19 protein-coding genes are annotated in these 19119 nt (G+C 65.6%); 14 read left to right on the top strand and 5 right to left on the bottom strand.

The window, feature by feature from the left end; all coding sequences use genetic code 11:
• Window positions 1-8 precede the first annotated feature (8 nt).
• Window positions 9-203: a DUF3563 family protein gene (locus AWB79_RS32040; protein ID WP_061171465.1), complete on the bottom strand. Its 195-nt coding sequence runs from the start codon at window positions 201-203 to the stop codon at window positions 9-11.
• Window positions 204-471: 268 nt separating this feature from the next.
• Here AWB79_RS32040 and AWB79_RS32035 point away from each other — a divergent pair, with 268 nt between their 5' ends.
• The 4 genes from AWB79_RS32035 (at window position 472) to AWB79_RS32020 (ending at window position 4059) form a co-directional block, all read left to right on the top strand.
• Window positions 472-837, top strand: a complete 366-nt coding sequence (locus AWB79_RS32035; protein WP_061171464.1) for a hypothetical protein — start codon at window positions 472-474, stop codon at window positions 835-837.
• A gap of 186 nt (window positions 838-1023) precedes the next feature.
• Window positions 1024-2205, top strand: a complete 1182-nt coding sequence (dinB, locus tag AWB79_RS32030) for a DNA polymerase IV (protein WP_061171463.1) — start codon at window positions 1024-1026, stop codon at window positions 2203-2205.
• Between the two features lie 190 nt (window positions 2206-2395).
• Window positions 2396-3052, top strand: coding sequence for a hypothetical protein (locus AWB79_RS32025; RefSeq protein WP_061171462.1), 657 nt, complete (start codon window positions 2396-2398; stop codon window positions 3050-3052).
• An 89-nt stretch (window positions 3053-3141) separates the two neighbouring features.
• Complete coding sequence (locus tag AWB79_RS32020; RefSeq protein WP_374728579.1) at window positions 3142-4059, top strand: TauD/TfdA dioxygenase family protein; 918 nt, start codon at window positions 3142-3144, stop codon at window positions 4057-4059.
• A gap of 6 nt (window positions 4060-4065) precedes the next feature.
• On the opposite strand, the gene AWB79_RS32015 is transcribed toward AWB79_RS32020, so the two are convergent.
• Entirely contained in the window at window positions 4066-4971 is a 906-nt protein-coding gene (locus AWB79_RS32015; RefSeq protein ID WP_061171461.1) for a LysR family transcriptional regulator, read from the bottom strand.
• A gap of 141 nt (window positions 4972-5112) precedes the next feature.
• Here AWB79_RS32015 and AWB79_RS32010 point away from each other — a divergent pair, with 141 nt between their 5' ends.
• Window positions 5113-6117: an aldo/keto reductase gene (locus AWB79_RS32010; RefSeq protein ID WP_061171460.1), complete on the top strand. Its 1005-nt coding sequence runs from the start codon at window positions 5113-5115 to the stop codon at window positions 6115-6117.
• Between the two features lie 4 nt (window positions 6118-6121).
• Here the strand turns inward: AWB79_RS32010 and AWB79_RS32005 are convergent, their stop codons facing one another.
• Window positions 6122-7351 carry an MFS transporter gene (locus tag AWB79_RS32005; RefSeq protein ID WP_061171459.1) on the bottom strand — a complete coding sequence of 410 codons (1230 nt, stop codon included), beginning with the start codon at window positions 7349-7351 and terminating at the stop codon, window positions 6122-6124.
• A gap of 131 nt (window positions 7352-7482) precedes the next feature.
• Between AWB79_RS32005 and AWB79_RS32000 the strand changes: the two genes are divergently transcribed.
• Window positions 7483-8280: an exodeoxyribonuclease III gene (locus AWB79_RS32000; protein ID WP_082862534.1), complete on the top strand. Its 798-nt coding sequence runs from the start codon at window positions 7483-7485 to the stop codon at window positions 8278-8280.
• Here AWB79_RS32000 and AWB79_RS31995 read toward each other — a convergent pair.
• Together AWB79_RS31995 and AWB79_RS31990 are read right to left on the bottom strand one after the other, a co-directional pair.
• Window positions 8246-9085, bottom strand: a complete 840-nt coding sequence (locus tag AWB79_RS31995; RefSeq protein ID WP_061171457.1) for an alpha/beta hydrolase — start codon at window positions 9083-9085, stop codon at window positions 8246-8248. The genes AWB79_RS32000 and AWB79_RS31995 overlap by 35 nt on opposite strands.
• An 82-nt stretch (window positions 9086-9167) precedes the next feature.
• A complete protein-coding gene (locus AWB79_RS31990; RefSeq protein WP_061171456.1) occupies window positions 9168-10544 on the bottom strand; it encodes a nucleobase:cation symporter-2 family protein in 1377 nt (458 codons plus the stop codon).
• 369 nt (window positions 10545-10913) lie between these two features.
• Between AWB79_RS31990 and AWB79_RS31985 the strand changes: the two genes are divergently transcribed.
• The 8 genes from AWB79_RS31985 to AWB79_RS31950 all read left to right on the top strand — a co-directional run bounded on the left by AWB79_RS31985 (window position 10914) and on the right by AWB79_RS31950 (window position 19105).
• Window positions 10914-11831 carry an STAS domain-containing protein gene (locus AWB79_RS31985; protein ID WP_061171455.1) on the top strand — a complete coding sequence of 306 codons (918 nt, stop codon included), beginning with the start codon at window positions 10914-10916 and terminating at the stop codon, window positions 11829-11831.
• A 62-nt stretch (window positions 11832-11893) separates the two neighbouring features.
• Window positions 11894-12253 carry an STAS domain-containing protein gene (locus tag AWB79_RS31980; protein WP_061171454.1) on the top strand — a complete coding sequence of 120 codons (360 nt, stop codon included), beginning with the start codon at window positions 11894-11896 and terminating at the stop codon, window positions 12251-12253.
• A 21-nt stretch (window positions 12254-12274) separates the two neighbouring features.
• The gene (locus tag AWB79_RS31975; RefSeq protein ID WP_061171453.1) at window positions 12275-12715 is read left to right on the top strand and encodes an anti-sigma regulatory factor; all 441 of its coding nucleotides are present in this window, start codon (window positions 12275-12277) and stop codon (window positions 12713-12715) included.
• On the top strand, window positions 12700-13761 hold the full coding sequence (locus AWB79_RS31970; RefSeq protein ID WP_061171452.1) for an ATP-binding SpoIIE family protein phosphatase: 1062 nt from the start codon (window positions 12700-12702) through the stop codon (window positions 13759-13761). Before AWB79_RS31975 ends, AWB79_RS31970 begins: the two co-directional genes overlap by 16 nt.
• Window positions 13758-15482, top strand: a complete 1725-nt coding sequence (locus AWB79_RS31965; protein ID WP_232471085.1) for an ATP-binding response regulator — start codon at window positions 13758-13760, stop codon at window positions 15480-15482. Before AWB79_RS31970 ends, AWB79_RS31965 begins: the two co-directional genes overlap by 4 nt.
• Window positions 15479-17398, top strand: a complete 1920-nt coding sequence (locus AWB79_RS31960; RefSeq protein WP_061171451.1) for a hybrid sensor histidine kinase/response regulator — start codon at window positions 15479-15481, stop codon at window positions 17396-17398. The genes AWB79_RS31965 and AWB79_RS31960 overlap by 4 nt, the downstream gene beginning before the upstream one ends.
• Before the next feature lie 217 nt (window positions 17399-17615).
• Window positions 17616-18272 (top strand): GntR family transcriptional regulator, encoded by a 657-nt coding sequence (locus tag AWB79_RS31955; RefSeq protein WP_061171500.1) that lies wholly within the window; start codon window positions 17616-17618, stop codon window positions 18270-18272.
• Between the two features lie 26 nt (window positions 18273-18298).
• A complete protein-coding gene (locus AWB79_RS31950; RefSeq protein ID WP_061171450.1) occupies window positions 18299-19105 on the top strand; it encodes an SDR family oxidoreductase in 807 nt (268 codons plus the stop codon).
• Window positions 19106-19119: the final 14 nt, after the last annotated feature.

Genomic DNA, 19119 nt, shown 5'->3' with positions numbered 1-19119 from the left:
CTCACGGCTCACGGTGAGTCGTGATGCCGGCCGAGCGCGCCGCAGAAGTGCATGCTGTAGTCGTGATCCTCTGTTTCCACCTGACGCATGCGCCGTTCGAGATCGGCGAGATCGCTCGAAGAAGCGAGATAGGCGTCGTGTGCATCGTGGGCGTCGCGGATGGAGAAGAGACCGTCCAGCGATTTCGAAAGACGTTCAAACATGATGTGCTCCCGTCGGTGAAAGAAGGCCGATGTGTGTGGCCGACGGAATTCAGGTTATGCCGCGCGAATTAGCATCGAATGAGAGCGATGCGGCATGTGTGATGCTTCCCTTCCTTATGACAATCGTTGGCCAGCGCACACCTCGCGCATGGCCGCGCATGTAGGTACTGCCGCGCCGCACCATCCCGTGATATCTTGTTTCTTAGGGATTTCATACGGAACAGCGCGCGTTCCCTGCATTCGTCGATCGTCTTTCGTGAAGGCCGCCATGAATGATGTGCCTCGTACCCTCAGTGCCCGCGACCGCGTCGAGTTGCTGTGCTGGCTCACATGCGGCAGTCTCGGCGCTTTCTACCTGAATGGCGACTGGCCGGCTGCCTCGTTCCATGTGCAGGCCGCGCACAAGTGGCTCGACCGGCATCAACGGCTCGCCGACTGGCTCACCATCGCGAAGCTCGCGGCCATCGCCCGGGAGATCGCCACGCAGCATTGCGCGTTGCTCGAAGCGGACTGGGCGCGCGACGCCGTCGAAGAAATTCTCGATAGCGAAGACCTCAACTATCAGTCGGACGTGGTGCGCCAGGTGTTCGACGACTGCCGCCGCGCGCTCGCCGAGAAGCGCACGCCGGAATGAGTCCGCGCCGGCGCACCGGCAACGCGGGCTCTAGCGCGAATCACTGTATGGATGTACAGTAAGCCATTTTTCCGTCCTGGCGGCATCGCGCAATGCGTGCCGTGAATCGCGTCACATGCCCCGTGCGTTCATTCCTGCCGATGCCTTGCGTGCGACCGCTCGCGCAGCGTCGTTCTGACCGCTCCAATGGACGCGCCATCCCTCGTCGCCACACTTCCGCGCCGCATCGCGCATCTCGACATGGACGCCTTCTTCGCGTCGGTCGAGCTGTTGCGCTATCCGGAGTTGCGCGGTATGGCGGTGGTCGTCGGCGGTGGACGGGACGCAACGCCCGAAACCCTTCCCGACGGCACGCGCCGCTTCCGCCGCCTGCGCGACTACGCGGGCCGCGGCGTCGTGACCACCTCCACCTACGAGGCTCGCAAGTTCGGCGTGTTCTCCGCCATGGGCATGATGAAGGCCGCCCAGCTCGCGCCCGACGCCATCCTGCTGCCCACCGATTTCGAGTCGTACCGCCATTATTCGCGGCTCTTCAAGGCGGCCGTGGCTACCTTCACGACGCAGATCGAGAATCGCGGCATCGATGAAATCTATATCGACGTGAGCGATCTGCCCGGCGAGCCCGCGGAGATCGGTCAGCGCATGAAGGACGCCGTGCGTGAGGCCACCGGCCTCACGTGCTCCATCTGCATCGCGCCGAACAAGCTGCTCGCGAAGATCGGCTGCGAGCTCGACAAACCCGACGGCCTCACCATCCTCACGATGAACGACCTGCAGACGCGCATCTGGCCGCTCGCCGCGCGCAAGGTCAATGGCATCGGCCCGAAGGCGAACGAAAAGCTCGCGGCTCTCGGCATCGTCACCGTGGGCGATGTCGCAGCCGCCGATCCCGGTCTCCTGCAGACGCATTTCGGTCATACCTATGCCGCGTGGCTCGCGCGCATCGCGCAAGGGCAGGACGATCGGCCCGTGGTCGTCAGCTCGACGCCCAAGTCGATGAGCCGCGAGACGACCTTCGAGCGCGACCTGCATCCGAAGCACGATCGCGCGACTCTGTCCTTCGAGTTCACGCGCCTGTGCACGCGCGTCGCCGAAGACTTGCAGCGCAAGGCCTATGTCGGTCGCACCGTGGGCATCAAGCTGCGCTTCGACGACTTTCGCACCGTCACGCGCGATCTGACGATTCCGGCCGCGACCGCCGAGCCGGTCGAGATTCGCCGCGCGGCGACGGAATGCCTGAAGCGCATCGTGCTCGACCGACGCATCCGCCTGCTCGGCGTGCGCGTGAGCGCGCTCGCCGGACGCGACGAACCCGGCTTCGTCGAGCCGGTGCAGGTCGAATTGCCGTTCGACGCCGACCACGACTGAGGTTTCTCTCTTCGCTAAACGTTTGCCCCGATGGCGCAATCGCACGCAAACCGTCATTTGTTTGATGTGCAACATACTTAATTCAGTCTCGCCGTTATTTTTCTGAAAGCCTCGATCGAAGGTCACCGAAGGAAGCAGGTATCGGCTCGCGCGCGCGAGTCATCGCACATGCACCCGAAGGATAACGAGAATGAAAAAGCGGACCTTGGTTTTCATGGTTGGTGGCGTCGTGTGTTCGTGGACGGCGCAGGCGCAGGAGATCTACACGCAGGGCGGGACGCAGGGTATCGGCATTGGCGCGGCATTCGCGCTCGGATCGCGCTTCGGCGTGCACGCCGATTTCAACGGCATGAACTTCAACAAGGGCTTCACGCTCAGCGGCAATCGCTACGACGGCGATGTGCGTCTCCGGCAAGGCGGCATCTACCTCGATTACTTTCCGCTAGAGAGTCGCGGTTGGCGCATCACGGCGGGCGTGCGCTTCAACGACGACACGATGACCGCCGTCTCGCAGCAGGACAACGGCACCTACGTGTTCCAGGGCAAGCGCTACCAGGTGCCGCCCGGCGCAAGCTCGACCGCGACGGCCAAATATCCGCTCGCGATGCCGTACTTCGGTTTCGGCTTCGGACACAATCCGGTGGGCAAGGGTTTCGGTTTCATCGCCGATATCGGTGTCGCGTATGGCGTGCCGAAAACGACTTACACCTTGTCGCCGGAGCTCGCGCAGTTCGCGGGCGCGAATGCCGGCGCGGTGGCAAGCTCGGGCGCGCAGGAACTGAGCGACAAGGCGTGGCGCTATCGCTGGTATCCGGTGGTGCAGATCGGTGTGTCGTACCGGTTCTGAGGGTTTATCGCCGCGGCGCATAACCAAAGCGCGGATGCTTCGTTGCCGCCGCGCCCGCCGCGCGTTAGATTGATCGCTTCCCCGAAGTGATCTTTTCCATCGTGACGATTCAGACCGCCGCCCCGACATCCGCGCTCACTGCCACAGCCGCCGATCAATCCATCGAGATTCGTCCGTTCGATGCGCCGCTCGGCGCGGAAGTGATCGGCCTCGATCTCACGCGGCCGCTCTCGCCGGCGGATTTCGCGCGCATTCATCGCGCGCATCTGGATCATCACGTGCTCGTGTTTCGCGATCAGCGCATCACGCCCGACGAACAGGTCGCTTTCAGCAGGCGCTTCGGTCCGCTGCAGATTCACGTGCTGCATCAGTTCGGCCTCACGGGATATCCGGAAGTGCTGATCGTGTCGAACATCGTCGAGAACGGCCAGCCGATCGGTCTCGGCGACGCCGGGCATTTCTGGCATTCGGACCTCTCATATAAGGACAAGCCGAGCCTCGGTTCGATGCTGCACGCGCAAGAGCTGCCGGCCATCGGCGGCGATACGCTGTTTGCGAATCAGCATCTCGCGTGGGATTCGCTGCCCGCGCATCTGAAGCGCGCGGTGGAAGGGCGCGTGGCCGAGCATACGTATCTCGCCAAATATGCCGAGTTGCAAAAGCGCAGTCCGTGGCGGCCGAATCTATCGGCGGAGCAGATCGCGCAGGTCAGGGCGGTGACGCATCCGATCGTGCGCACGCATCCGGAGACCGGACGCCGCGCGCTCTTCGTCAGCGAGCATTTCACGACGCGCGTGATCGGCATGCCGGAGGACGAAAGCCGCGCGCTGCTCGCGGAACTGTTCGCGCACGGCACGCAGCCCGGGTTCGTGTATCGGCATCGATGGCAGGCGCGTGACATGGTGTTCTGGGACAACCGCTCGGTCATGCATCTCGCGGCGGGCACGCCCGACGATCAGCGCCGCAAGCTGTATCGCACGACCATCGAAGGCGACGTGCCGTTCTGACGATGCCTACTTCGCCGCTTCGTTCTCCGTGCGAATGAAATCGATGAACGCGCGCAGCGGCCCCGGCATGTGCGCGCGGCTCGGGTAATAGAGGCGCGGCCCGGTGAAACTTTGCCACCATGACTTGAGCACCGGCGCGAGCGCGCCGCTGTCGATGGCCGCGCGCACGAACTCGTCGAACGTATAGACGACTCCGAGCCCGGCGATGGCCGCGCTCCGGCTGATCTCGATCGACGACGTGACGAGCGGCCCTTCCGGCGCGATGCGGATCACTTCGTTGCCACGCTTGAATTCCCATGAGGCCAGCACGCCGCTGTCGAAGCGATGTCCGATGCATGCGTGCTTCACCAGATCGCGCGGATGCTTCGGCTCGCCATGCGCGGCCAGATACGAAGGCGCCGCGGCCGCGACGAAGCGCTGCATGCGGGGGCCGATCGGCAGCGCGATCATGTCGCGCTCGATGCGCTCGTCGTAGCGAATGCCCGCGTCGTAACCGGCCGCGAGCACGTCGATGAACATGTCGGTTGCGCTGATCTCCAGCTTGATGCCCGGATGCGCGCTCAGGAAACGCGCGACGATCGGCGGCAGCACTTCGCGCGACACGATCCGCGGCACGTTCAGCCGCAGCGTGCCGGTCGGACTGTCGCGAAAGCCGTTGACGGCGTCGAGCGCGCCGGCGATTTCCGCGAACGCGGGCGCGAGACGCTCGATCAGTCTTTCACCGGCTTCAGTCGGCGTCACGCTGCGCGTCGTGCGATTCAGGAGGCGCACGCCGAGGCGCGTTTCCAGCCGGCGTATCGCCTCGCTCAGCGACGACGCCGACACGCCGCGCAACAACGCCGCTTGCCGGAAGCCGCGTGCGCGCGCGACGGCCAGAAAGGCGTGCAGGTCCGACAGATCCGGTTCGCTCATCGTTCACCCATCGCTCGTTCATTGTTCGCATCGGCGCACAGCCCATTCGCATTGAGGCGGATTATCGCACGCGCATTTTGCTCCGATAATGCTCTGCATCGCGCGCATTTCAGGGCGCACGTCCTTCAGGAGAGAGCGAACATGAAACAAACGAGACTTGGAAAGGCCGGACCGCAGACCGCTGTCATCGGACTCGGATGCATGGGCATGTCGGGCGTGTATGGGCCGTCCGACCGCGCGGAGAGCATCGCGACGATTCACGCCGCGCTCGAAGCGGGCGTCACGCTGCTGGACACCGGCGACTTCTACGGCATGGGCCACAACGAAATGCTGATCAGCGAGGCGTTGAAGAGCGCGCCGCCGTCGCGTCGCGACGCCGCGATCCTCAGCGTGAAGTTCGGCGGCATGCGCGACCCGAAGGGCAACTTCATCGCGTTCGATGGACGCCCCGTCGCCGTGAAGAACGCGCTCGCGTACACGTTGCAGCGGCTGGGCGTCGAGCATATCGACATCTACCGGCCCGCGCGGCTCGATGCGAACGTGCCCGTCGAGGACACGGTCGGCGCGATCAGGGAGATGATCGAAGCGGGCTACGTGCGTCACGTGGGTTTGTCGGAAGTGGGCGCGGAAACGATCCGCAAGGCGGCGGCCGTGCATCCGGTGTGCGATCTGCAGATCGAGTATTCGCTGATTTCGCGCGGCATCGAAGAGGCGATCCTGCCGGCCTGCCGCGAGCTCGGTATCGGCATTACGGCGTATGGCGTGCTGTCGCGCGGTCTGATCAGCGGACACTGGAACAAGGACGCCGCGCAGTCGAACGACTGGCGCAACAACAGTCCGCGTTTTCAGCAGGGCAACGTCGAACGCAATCTCGCGCTCGTCGATGCGTTGCGCAAGATCGCCGATGCGAAAGGCGCGAGCGTCGCGCAGATCGCGATCGCATGGGTGCTCGCGCAAGGCGACGACATCGTGCCGGTCATCGGCGCGCGCCGTCGCGATCGTCTGACGGAATCGCTCGGCGCGCTCGACGTGAAGCTCTCGAAGGAAGATCTCGCGGCGATCGAATCGGCCGTGCCGAAGGGCGCGGCGGCGGGCGATCGATACGAAGCCGTGCAGATGGCGCATCTCGACAGCGAGAAGAAGTAAGGTCTCACCTCGCGCGCACGGCGTCCTCGTCGCCGCGCGCGCGTGAACGTCGCAGGAACACCCACGCGTTGAACGCGGCGCCCGCGAACATCAGCACGCTCGTCATCGCGAAGACCGACTGCATGCCCGCATGCGCCGCGATGAAACCGCCCGCGAGCGGTCCGGCCACCTGTCCGATGTATTGCGCGGATGTCGCGTAGCCGAGGATATAGCCCGCCGCATGATCCGGCACGTTGTGGCGCACGACGCTCGTGATCGCGGGCAAGAGGCCGCCCAGCGCGAGGCCCATCAGAAAGCGCAGCACGACGAGCTGCGTGCCGCTGCCGACGAACATCTGCGGAATCAGCAGCACGCCGCAGAGCGCGAGACACACGACGATCACCTTCGGCGCGCCGATGCGATCCGCCAGCCGTCCGACGCGCGGCGCGGCGAGCACGCTGCCGAGCGCGGCGGCCGACATGACGAAGCCCGCGACCAGCGTGACCTGCTTCGGGTCCTTCACGAGCTGCGACACGTACACGGTGATGATCGGCTCGATGGACATGTTGGCGAACATCAGCAGCATCGCGCTCAGCAGCATCGCGATGACGGGCGTGAGCAGCGGCACGTCGCGCCAGCCGCCGCGCGGCGTGTTCTTCGCGTGACCGGGCGCGCGGCGCTCTTCCTTGACGAGCAGCGTGGTCGTGATGAACGAGCAGAAGATCAGCCCGCCCGCGAGAAAGAAGGTCGCGCGAATGCCGATCAGACCCGGCAGCAGACCGCCGACGAGCGGCCCGACGAGATTGCCCGCCATCATGCCCGCCGCGTGCGTGCCGAGCGCCCACGCGGTGCGATGCTTCGGCGTCTGCGTCGCGATCATCACGATGGCGCCGCTCGCATAGCCGCCGACCAGCCCCGCGAGAAAGCGGATCGCCACGAGCTGCCAGACCGACTGCACGACGCCGAGCAGCGACATCGTGATCGCCATGCCGAGGCTCGCGCGGATCAGGATCGGCTTGCGGCCGTAGCGGTCGGCGAGACGTCCCCAGAGCGGCGCGACGAGTCCCGCCGCGAGAAAGGTCGCGCCGAACGCGACGCCCGACCACTGCACCGCCGATTCCACCGAGCTCGCGCCGAGTTGCTGCACGTAGAGCGGCAGAAAGGGCAGAAGCAGCGTCATCGCCATGATGGTGGTGAACGAGCCGAATACGCAGACGTACAGATTGCGTTGCCAGTGAGCGGAGCCTTCGGACATGAATCGCGCGGTGGAGGATGGAGTTCGCGTGACTGTCGCAGATTTTCCGTTGTCTCGCTCGCGGTCATCGCCGGCACGCAAACTGCGACGCGTGTACGATCGATTCCGATCCATCGACGGAGACACGCCGGGTGAAAATCGCGACCTTCAACATCAACGGCATCCGTCCGCGGCTCGACGCGCTCCTGAAATGGCTCGAACGTGAGTCGCCCGATATCGTTTGCCTGCAGGAACTGAAAGCGACCGACGCGCAGTTTCCCGCCGATGCGATCGCGAACGCGGGCTACGGCGCGCTGTGGCACGGACAGCAGTCATGGAACGGCGTGGCGATTCTTGCGAAAGGCGCGGAGCCGGTGCTGAGCCGGCGCGGCCTGCCCGGTTTCGAGGACGACACGCATAGCCGTTATATCGAGGCGGCCGTGGGCGGCTTGGTCATCGGCTGTCTGTATCTGCCGAACGGCAATCCGCAGCCGGGGCCGAAGTTCGACTACAAGCTCGCGTGGTTCGGGCGTTTCAACGCGCATGCGAAGAGCCTGCTCGACAGCGGCCATCCGGTCGTGCTCGCGGGGGACTACAACGTCGTGCCCACCGACGAGGACATCTACAACACGCGCTCCTGGCTCAAGGACGCGCTGCTGCAGCCCGAAAGCCGCGCGGCCTACGCGGACCTGCTCGCGCAAGGCTGGACCGACGCATTGCGCACGCAGTTTCCCGACGAGCGCATCTACACGTTCTGGGATTACTTCCGCAATCACTGGCAGACCAATTCGGGCTTGCGCATCGATCATCTTTTGCTGAGCCGCGATCTGGCAAAGAAGCTGGAAAGCGCGGGCGTCGACAAATGGGTGCGCGGCGAGCCGCACGCGAGCGATCACGCGCCCACCTGGATCACGCTCAAGCTCGCGAAGCCGCGCAGGAAAGCGGCTTAGACGCACCCCGAAGCGATGCGAGAAACGGCATGACGTGTTCGCGGCCGCCCGTCTCCCAGACGTCGAGATGGTCGGCGTCTTCGATCAGCGCGAGCCGTTTGTCGCCGCGTGCGGCGTCGAACAGGCGCTGGAAATGCGCGGGAGGAATTACGCCGTCGGCGGTGCCGCCGTATATAAGGATCGGTGCATCGACCGAGGCGATCTTCGCGAGACTCTCGTAGCGGTCGCGCGCGAGCTGGCGCACGGGAAAGAGCGGAAAGCGCTTCGCCGCCACATCGACGATGCTGGTGAACGGCGCTTCGAGTATCAGCGCGTCGATTTTCGCTTCGCTCGCCAGTTGCACCGCGACGCCCGAGCCCAGCGAATAGCCGTGCAGCACGATCGAATCCGAGCGCGCGGCTGCAAAGGCGTACGCGGCGCGCGCATCGGCATAGAGGCCCGCTTCGTGCGGCTTGCCGGGGTTACCGCCATAGCCGCGATATTCCGCGAGCAGCACGCCGTAACCCGCTTCGATCATCTCCAGCGCGATATGGCCGCGTTGCGTGAGGTCTTCGCCGTTGCCGTGAAAGAGCAGGACGGTTGGCGCGGATTCCCGTGACGGCGCGCTGTAGCGCACGGTCAGATCGAGCCCGTCTGCCGTTCTGATGACGACGGCATCCGTATGCTTCTCGAGCTCATCGTTCCTGAACGCCTGGATCTGCTCCAGCGGATAGACGAGCCGCCCCTGCAGCCAGTAGAGGCCTGCCAGGGCGACGGCGTACAGCAAGGCGATCGCGGCGAGGACAATCCAGAGGACTTCGCGCATTGTGTCGGGCGTGGTTCATCTGTCACCGTACATGGTAGTGGTTTCGCGACGATCGTTCCGTGCGCTTCCTCCCTACGCGAAGTTACTCGCGCGTGGCGGTGTCAGTATCGCCATGACGCAGGCTCAGCGGCATTTCGGCGGCGATTTCCTTCTCGATCTCGTCGGCCGCGCGCCCGCGATTGAACAGCGCGTTGAGCAAGATCGCGAACACGGCGGCGAGCGTGATGCCGCTGTGCGTGAGCGGGCCGGCCCATTTAGGCATGTGCTCGAAGAAGCCCGGCGCGGCGAGCGGAATCACGCCCACGCCCAGGCTGATCGCGATGATGAGCAGATTGTTCTTGCTCTCGTAATCGACCTTGCTCAGGATCTTCACGCCGGTCGCGGCGACCATGCCGAACATGGCGATGCCGGCGCCGCCGAGCACGACCACGGGTATCGACGCGATCAGGTTCGACAGCTTCGGCAACAGCCCGAGCGACATCAGAATCAGCCCGGACACCGCGACCACCCAGCGGCTCTTCACGCCGGTAATGCCCACGAGCCCGATGTTCTGCGAAAACGACGAATGCGGAAACGTGTTGAAGATGCCGCCGATCACGGTGCCGAGACCGTCCGTGCGCAAGCCGCGCGTGGCGTCGATGCGCGACACGGGCCGTCCCGCGAGATCGCCGAGCGCGAGAAACATGCCGAGCGATTCCACCATGATGACGACCATCACGAGACACAGCGACGCAATGGCCGCGATATCGAAGCGCGGCATGCCGAACGCGAACGGATGCACCGGCGCGAACCACGCGGCGCGGCCGACGCCCGAGAAATCGACGAAGCCCATCGGCAGCGCGATCGCGAAGCCGACCGCCATGCCGAGCAGCACGGAGATGTTCGCGACGAAACCTTTCAGATACTTGTTGATGAGCAGGATCGCGAGCAGCACGACGGACGCGATCATCAGGTTCGCGGGCTGGCCGAAATTCGCCGCGCCGTGCCCGCCGCCCGCCCAGTTGATCGCGACCGGAAACAGCGTCATGCCGATGGTGAGGATGATCGTGCCGGTGACGATGGGCGGAAAGAAGCGCATCAGCCGCCCGAAGAACGGCGCGATCAGAATCGCGAACACGCCCGCCGCGATGGTCGCGCCGAAGATCGTCGTGATGCCCGCGCCGGATGACGCCATCGCGACCATCGGGCCGACCGGCGCGAAGCTCACGCCCATGATGACCGGCAGGCGGATGCCGAACTTCCACACGCCGATGCACTGCACCAGCGTCACGAGCCCGCAGGCGAAGAGGTCCGAGCTGATCAGGAACGCGATCTGATCCTTCGGCAGCTTCAACGCCGCGCCGATGATGAGCGGCACGGCGATTGCCCCCGCGTACATCACGAGCACGTGCTGGATGCCGACTGCGAGCATCTGGCCGATGGGCAGCACTTCGTCGACGGGATGGATGGTTTGGGCCATGTGCGCTCCGCGGTGTCGGTTGGACTTCTGAAACGAATATTGCATCTCCCGCCAGCCAAAAAAATATTTGCGCCGCTATACACGGCATGGAATGCAACGCTCGTCCTTTTGACCAGTCGCGCGTTTTCATCGGCTTTCGTCTGGATATTTGACCGGTCTTTGTCCAGCCGTCAGCGAACGGCCGGAAGCATTTGCCGACTCTCCCGGCGCACGCCTCGGAGCGCACGAAACAAATCGCGGAAAGCCTTGCGTATCAAGGCTTTTCGGACTGTCGAATTTCGGGATGGCGTGCTACATTCCGAGCGCAAAAAGCAATCAGTCGTCCGGGCGTCAGGCCCGCGAAAACATCACTCGCACAGGGATCTCGGCATGGAAATGGTCGGCGGAATGCGGCTTGCCCAGTTGTTCACCAACAACCAGGAGCAACTGCTCACGGAATGGCTTCCGCAACAGCACGCCATCGCCGCGCGGCGCGGGCTGGTCGGCGAGGCGGAGCTGCGTAACCAGTTCTCCCAGTTCATCTCCCTTCTGATGACGGCGCTCGGCACGGCGGAGCGGGTCGATTTCAAATCGCTCTCGTGGCAGGAAGTGCGTGCGTTTCTCGCGGAGATGTCGTCGCAGCGCGCGCGTCAGGGCTTCACGCCGGTCGAGACCGCGATGTTCGTCTTCTCGCTCAAGCAGCCGCTGTTCACGCGCCTGCGTGGGACGCTCAAGGGCGATCCCGCGACGCTCGCCGATCTCACCTGGATGATCAGCACGCTCTTCGACGAGCTCGGCCTCTACACCACCGAAGTGTTCCAGGCGAGCCGCGAACAGGTCATCGTGCGGCAGCAGCAGGAACTGCTCGAACTGTCCACGCCGGTCGTGCAACTGTGGGACGGCATTCTCGCGCTGCCGCTGATCGGCACGCTGGATTCGGCGCGCACGCAGGTCGTCATGGAGAACCTGCTGCAGAAGATCGTCGAGACGGGCGCCGCCATTTCGATCATCGACATCACCGGCGTGCCGACCGTCGACACGCTGGTCGCGCAGCATCTGCTCAAGACCGTCGCGGCGGCGCGGCTGATGGGCGCGGACTGCATCATCAGCGGCATTCGTCCGCAGATCGCGCAGACCATCGTGCATCTCGGCGTGAACCTGTCCAACGTGACGACCAAGGCGACGCTCGCGGCGGCCTTCGTGGTCGCGCTGCAGCGCACCGGCAAGTCGGTGACGGCGGGGCTCGCGCACGACGCGGCGCGCGGCGCGCGCGCGGGCGACGGCTTCGATTCGCAGCAAGCCGAATGACGCGGCCGCGCGCCATTCGAAGCCGCGCACGCGTGCACAGCGACTGAACGGGGACTCAAGCGATGGAACGCATTCCGATTCTCACGATGGGCAAGCTCCTGCTCGTCACCATTCAGGTCGACATGCATGACCGCCTGGCGCTCGCGCTGCAGGACGATCTGACGAGCCGCATCGTGAAAGACGGAGCGCGCGGCGTCCTGATCGACATTTCGTCGCTCGACGTGGTCGATTCGTTCATCGGCCGCATGATCGGCAACACGGCGGCCATGGCGCGCGTGCTGGATGCGGAGACCGTGGTCGTCGGCATGCAGCCGTCGGTGGCGATCACGCTGGTCGAGCTCGGCCTCACGCTGTCGGGCGTGCGCACCGCGCTCAACGTCGAGAAGGGCATGGCGCTCCTTTCGAGGAGCGGCACGGTCTGACGGCCGCGTGCACACGACTCCATGACGATCTTCAACTCCACAGCCGCGCCGATGTCCTCGTCGCCGCCCGACACGCTGCCGATCCGCTCCGACGAGCAGATCGTGCGGCTGCGCCAGTTCGTGCGCGAGAAGGCGGTCGCGCAAGGCCTGTCTCTGATCGATCAGACCAAGTTCGTCACGGCGGCGAGCGAGCTGGCACGCAATACGGTCATCTACGGCGGCGGCGGCGACGCGCATTGTTACCTCGTCGAGCGCAATGGCCGCCGCGGCCTCAAACTCGAATTTGTCGACAACGGGCCCGGCATCGCCGATATCCAGCGCGCGCTCTCCGACGGCTTCTCCTCGGGCAACGGCCTGGGTCTCGGCCTGGGCGGCGCCAAACGGCTGTGCGACGAATTCGACATCCGCTCGGCGCCGGGCGAGGGCACGCACGTATCGATCACCAAATGGAAACCGTTCTGAAGGAATCGATGGCCGCGCAGCAGCGCTACGAGATCGCCGAGGCGAGCCAGATCGCCTATGCGCGGCGCTCCGTCGGCGAGCTTGCGCGCGGGCTCGGTTTCAACGAGACGATTGCGGGCGAACTCGCGATCGTCGTCACCGAATGCGGCACCAATCTGCTCAAGCACGCGGAACGCGGCGAACTGCTGGTGCGCCCGCTCGTCGATGGCGGCGCGCCCGCGCTGCGTTACGGCATCGAGGTGCTGAGCATCGACAGCGGGCCGGGCATCGCCGATCTGCATCGCTGCTTCGAGGACGGCTACACGACGGCGGGCAGCCCCGGCAACGGCATGGGCGCGATCGAACGACTCTCCGACGAACTCGACATCTGGAGCGCGCCGGGGCAGGGCACCGTGCTGCGCGTCGTGTTCTGGAACGCGGCCGCCGCCGCGCCGCCGGCCGCCGCGCATCCCGTGTACGGCGTCGTGAACCTGCCGCTGCAAACCGAAACCGTGTGCGGCGATGCATGGTCGTGTCACGCGCATGGGGGCGAATTCACCGTGCTCGTCGCCGATGGCCTCGGCCACGGGCCGCTTGCCAATGTCGCCGCGATCGAAGCGGCGAAGGTGCTCGCCGCCCAGGGCGAACTGGCGCTCGAAACCATCATGGATGCCGCCAACCACGCGCTGCGCCCGACGCGCGGCGCGGCGGTCGGCATCGCGCGGATGCCGGCGTTCGCGTCGCTGGACGGCGCGCCGGTGACGTTCGCGGGCATCGGCAACATCGCGGCGAGCGTGTGGACGGAAGGCTCGCACCGGCATCTGGTGTCGCACAGCGGCATCGTCGGGCATGCGGCGCGGCGCGCGCAGTTGTTCGACGTGCCGTGCCCGCCCGACGCGCTCGTCGTGCTGCATTCCGACGGACTGACTTCGCGCTGGGATCTCGAGCGATATCCGGGTCTCGCCATCCGCCATCCGTCGCTGGTTGCGGCGGTGCTGTACCGCGACTTCGCGCGCGGGCGCGACGATGTCACCGTGTTCGTCGCCCGCGCGGCCCGGAGCGCATGATGACGCGCGCGCTCTACACGATGCGGATCGAAGACGAGCGCGATATCGTCGCGGCGCGCGTCAAGGCGCGCGATGCGAGCGCCGCGCTCGGCTTCTCGCCGCAGGACCAGACGCGCATTTCCACGTCCGTGCTGGAGGCGGCGCGCACGGTGCTGATCGCGGAGCAGGCGGCGCGCGCGGAATTTCTCGTCGATGACGCCACGCGCCCGCCGCGCTTCATCGTGCGGTTTCAGGCCGGCGCCGGCGCACGCGAGCGTCTGCGCGCGATCCGTCACGACGATTCGCAGGCCGCGCTCGGCCTGCTTGCGGCGCAGCGCCTGATGGACCATTGCGCGATCGCCGACGAAGCCGATGGCGGCACCTCGATATCGCTTGCCAAGGCGATGCCCGAGGGCGTGCCGTGCAACACGCAGGCGGCGACGGATGCGCTCCTGCGTCAGTCGAACGAGGACACGGCGGCGGAGCTGCAACGTCAGAACCGCGAGCTGATCGGCGCGCTCGCGGACCTGCGCGAGCGCCAGGAAGAACTGACGCGCCTCACGCGCGAGCTGGAAGACACGAATCGCGGCGTCGTCGCGCTGTATGCGGAGCTCGATGCTCGCGCCGATCATCTGCGCCGCGCGGACGAATCGAAGTCGCGCTTTCTGTCGAACATGAGTCACGAGTTCCGCACGCCGCTCTCGTCGATCCGCGCGTTGTCGAAGCTCCTGCTCGAACGTATCGACGGCGAACTGACCGAGGAGCAGGAAAAGCAGGTGCGCTTCATCCGCAAGGCGGCCGAAGATCTGTCGGAAACGGTCGACGACCTGCTCGATCTCGCGAAGATCGAAGCCGGCAAGATCGAGGTGCGTCCGGCCGAATTCGAAGTCGACACCTTGTTCTCGGCGCTGCGCGGCATGCTGCGGCCGCTGTCGCCGGGCGGCGCGGTGGAGCTCGTGTTCGAATCGTGCGAAGGCCTCCCGACCATCTGCACTGACGAAGCCAAGGTTGCGCAGGTGCTGCGCAACTTCGTGTCGAACGCGCTCAAGTTCACCGAGCGCGGCTACGTGCGCGTTGGCGCGAGTTACGACGAGGGGCGCAGACTGATCACGTTTTCGGTCAGCGATACGGGCATCGGCATTGCACCGGAGCATCAGCAGGTCGTATTCGAGGAATTCGGTCAGGTCGAGAACCGCCTTCAGCAATACACGAAGGGGACGGGGCTCGGCCTGCCGCTGTGCCGCAAGCTCTGCAAGCTGCTGGGCGGCGATGTGTCGCTCACGAGCGAAGCCGGGCGCGGCTCGGTGTTCAGCGCGACGATTCCCGCGCATTACGGCGCGGATTTCGATGCGGCGCATCATCCGGCGGGCGATGCGCGTCCGGCCGTGCTGGTCGTCGCGAGCAATCCGATCGAACGCCTGGACTGCGAGGCCGCGTTGCGCGCCACGCCCTATCGCGCGATGAGCGCCGCGACGCTCGACGAAGCGAGCCGGCTGCTCGCGCGCACTTCGCCCGTCGCGCTGCTGCTGGCGGTGCGGCCCGCGCCGACCGAAGCGTGGATCTGGCTCGCCGCCTTGCGCGCGCAAGCCGCGACGCGCAGCATTCCGATCGTCGTGCTGGGCGAGGCGGAAGACCGCAACGAGGCGCAGGCGCTGGGCGCGGCCGCGTTCGTCGAGCATCCGGTGGGCGGCGGCGAACTGCCGGGCGTCCTGAATGCGGTGACGGGCAAGGAACGATCATGAGAAGCGACTGGAACGAGGTGCTGATCCTCAACGTCGATGACAACGACGGCGCGCGTTACGCGAAAACGCGCATCCTGTCGCGCGCGGGCTTCAACGTGATCGAGGCCGCCACCGGCAACGCCGCGCTCGAACGCGTGCGCGCCGAAGTGCCGGATCTCGTGCTGCTCGACGTGAAGCTGCCCGACATCAACGGGCTTGAAGTGTGCCGGCAGATCAAGGCGCAGCCGGAGACCGCGAGCACGCTCGTGTTGCAGACCTCGGCGGCGGCGGTGCATAGCCTCGACCGGATTCGCGGTCTCGAAGGCGGCGCGGACAGTTATCTGACCGAGCCGGTCGAGCCTGCCGAGCTGATCGCGCACGTGCGCGCGCTGTTGCGCGTGCGGCTCGCGGAGAATGCGTTGCGCGAGAGCGAGGAACGCTTTCGCCAGCTCGCCGAGAATATCGACGACGTGTTCTGGATGCTCGATCCCGCAGCCAACGAGCTGCTCTATGTGAGCCCCGCGTACACGCATCTGTTCGATAGCGGCGGCGGCGCGCCCGCGCCCGTGCCGGGCCCGGATCACTGGTCCGGCGACATCCTGCCGCTCGACCGCGATCATGTCGCCGAGGCGTATCGCCAGTTGCTCGCCAACGGCACGCCGTATCAGGTCGAATACCGCATCACGCGCGCGAGCGGCGGGCCGCGCTGGGTCGCCGAGCGGGCATTTCAGGTGCGCGGCGCGGCGGGGCATCCGGCGCGGCCGTATCGCGTCGCGGGCATCGTCAACGACATCTCCGAGCGCAAGGCCGCCGAACTTCTGTTGCGCGAAGCCGATCGCCGCAAGGACGAATTTCTCGCGATGCTCGCGCACGAGCTGCGCAATCCGCTCGCGCCGATCCGCAACGCGGTCGATCTGCTGGACCCCGACCGCGAGCCTTCGGTGCAGCACTTCGCGACCGTGCGCGCGATCATCGACAGACAGGTGCGCCATCTGAGCCGCCTGGTCGACGATCTGCTCGATGTCGCGCGCATCACGCAGGGCAAGATCACGCTGCGCCAGGAAACGGTCGATCTCGCGGCGGCGCTCGCGGCCGCCATCGAAACCGTGCAGCCCGCGCTCGAACGCAAGCGCCATGCGCTGACGGTGAAGCTGCCGGATGCGCCGCTTTATGTAACCGGCGACAACGTGCGGCTTGCACAGGTCTTCGGCAATCTGCTGTCGAATGCGTCGAAGTACAGCATGGAGGAAGGCGAGATCGCGATCGAGACCGAGCAGTTCGGCGATGAAGCGCGCGTGACCGTGCGCGACAGGGGCATCGGCATTTCGCCGGACATGCTGCCGCATATCTTCGATCTGTTCGTGCAATCCGAAACTTCGCTCGAACGTTCGGAGGGCGGGCTCGGCATCGGCCTGCCGCTTGCGAAGACGCTCGTCGAATTGCAGGGCGGGCGCATCGAGGCGTTTTCGGCGGGACCGCAGGCGGGCAGCGAGTTCGCCGTATGGCTGCCGCTCGCGAAGGATGCACGGGTGACGACGCCGGACGTCGCGCCGGCGCCCGCGAGCGTGAGCGGCGGCAAGCGCGTGCTGCTCGTGGACGACAGCGTGGACGCGGCCACCGCAATGGCGCTCCTGCTCGAAGCAGACGGCTTCGATGTGCGCACCGCGCACGACGCGCACGAAGCGCTCGCGCTCTCCGAGACTTTCGCGCCGCAGATCGTGCTGCTCGATATCGGCCTGCCGGGCATGGACGGCTACCGCCTCGCGAGCGAGATGCGCGCGCGTCCCGCCACTGCCAATGCATTGCTGATCGCGGTGACGGGTTATGGCCAGGCGCATGATCGTCAGCGCTCGAAGGAAGCCGGCTTCGACCATCATCTCGTGAAGCCGGTCGCGTTCGAGGAGATCCAGCGCGCGGTGCAAGCGCGCTTCGAATAGATGGGTTCGACCTCTTCGCGTTTTCACTTAGTAATTCAGCGTTGACTCACGCGTTCTCGCGTCCGACACTCTAGCCCTGCAAGTGTGATCACAGGTCACACGATTTCCGAAGCATCTTCTCGAAGCATCCCCGCAACCGAACGAAAGAACGGAGGCAGATGTGGCGACACGCTCGACGACGGACTTGCCCGCGCTCGAATTGGTTGCACGCGAAACCATGGCCGGACGAGTCTACGCGCAACTCAGGCAGGCCATCATGTCAGGCCGCATCGCGCCCGGACAACTGCTGAGCCTGCGCAGCGTGGCCGAAGCGGTGGGTTCCTCGACCATGCCGGTGCGCGCCGCGCTCACGCGATTGCAGGCGGAAGGCGCGTTGATCGACGGTCCGGGCCGTGCGCTGATGGTGCCGCCCATGACCCTCGAACTGCTCGAAGAGTTGCGCGACGTGCGTTGCGCACTGGAAGGCGCGGTCGCGAAGCGCGCGGCGTCGCGCATGACGCGCGCGCATCTCGAAGCCCTGCAAGCCATCTTCGACACGATGAACGCGCAGGTCGAAGCCGGTGACGCGCCCGCGTATCTGCGCAGTAACTTCGGATTTCATATCGCCATCTACACGCACGGCGCCAGCGATCTCACACTCGCGACGATCCAGAACCTGTGGATGCGTATCGGCCCGTTCCTCAATCTCGTCGCCCCCGACATTCCCCACATGCGGCTTTCGATGGTCGCGCACCGGCTCATCGTCGAAGCGCTCTGGCGTGGCGACGGCGAAGGCGCGCGCGCGGGCATCGAGAAGGATATCGGCGATGCGGCAGCCGACCTGCGCGAAAGACTTCAGGCATGCAACAAGGACGGCGCGCAGGCGAGCGCCTGAGCGCAACGACAACAACGGAGACAGGCATGACGGTTTTGCAGATGTTGAAACCGCACGCGGGCTTGCGCGTGCTGATCACGGGCGGCGCATCGGGCATCGGGCTCGTGATGGCGCGCGCGTTCATCGATGCGGGCGCGCGCGTGCACGTCTGCGATTCGAGCGCCGAGGCCATCGATGCATTGACGCGCGCCGAAGCGCAGACGGAGTGCAACGCGATCACGTCGACGCTCGCGGACGTATCGGACGACGCTGCCGTCGAGCGCGTGTTCGCCGACGTGCGGAAGGAGCTCGGCGGACTCGACGTGCTCGTGAACAACGCGGGCATCGCGGGCCCGACGGGCGATATCGAAACGCTCGACGTGAAGGAGTGGCAGCAGACCATCGACGTCAATCTGAACGCGCAGTTCTATTTCGCGCGCCGCGCGGTGCCGCTGTTGCGCGACGCGCATGGCGGCGGGACGATCATCGCGTTGTCATCCGTGGCGGGAAGGCTCGGCTATGCATTCCGAACGCCGTATGCCGCGACGAAGTGGGCTGTGGTCGGCATGATCAAGAGCCTGGCGATCGAGCTCGGGCCGTCGAACATACGCGTCAACGCGATCCAGCCGGGCATCGTAAAAGGGCCGCGCATCGAGCGCGTGATCGCCGCGCGCGCGAAGCAACTGAAGCTCTCCTATGAAGAGATGGAGCAGCAGTATCTCGCGAAGGTGTCGCTGCGACGCATGACGACGCCCGAGGAAATCGCGGCCACTGCGCTCTTTCTGTGCTCTCCGGCGGGCAGCGGCATTTCGGGGCAAGCGATATCGGTCTGCGGCAACGTGGAAGTCCTTTAAAACAAGAGGAATAA

The sequence above is a fragment of the Caballeronia hypogeia genome (genome assembly GCF_001544875.2).
GTDB lineage: Bacteria > Pseudomonadota > Gammaproteobacteria > Burkholderiales > Burkholderiaceae > Caballeronia > Caballeronia hypogeia.
The sequence above is the reverse complement of the archived record's forward strand: the minus strand, read 5'-3'. Positions and strand labels throughout refer to the sequence as shown.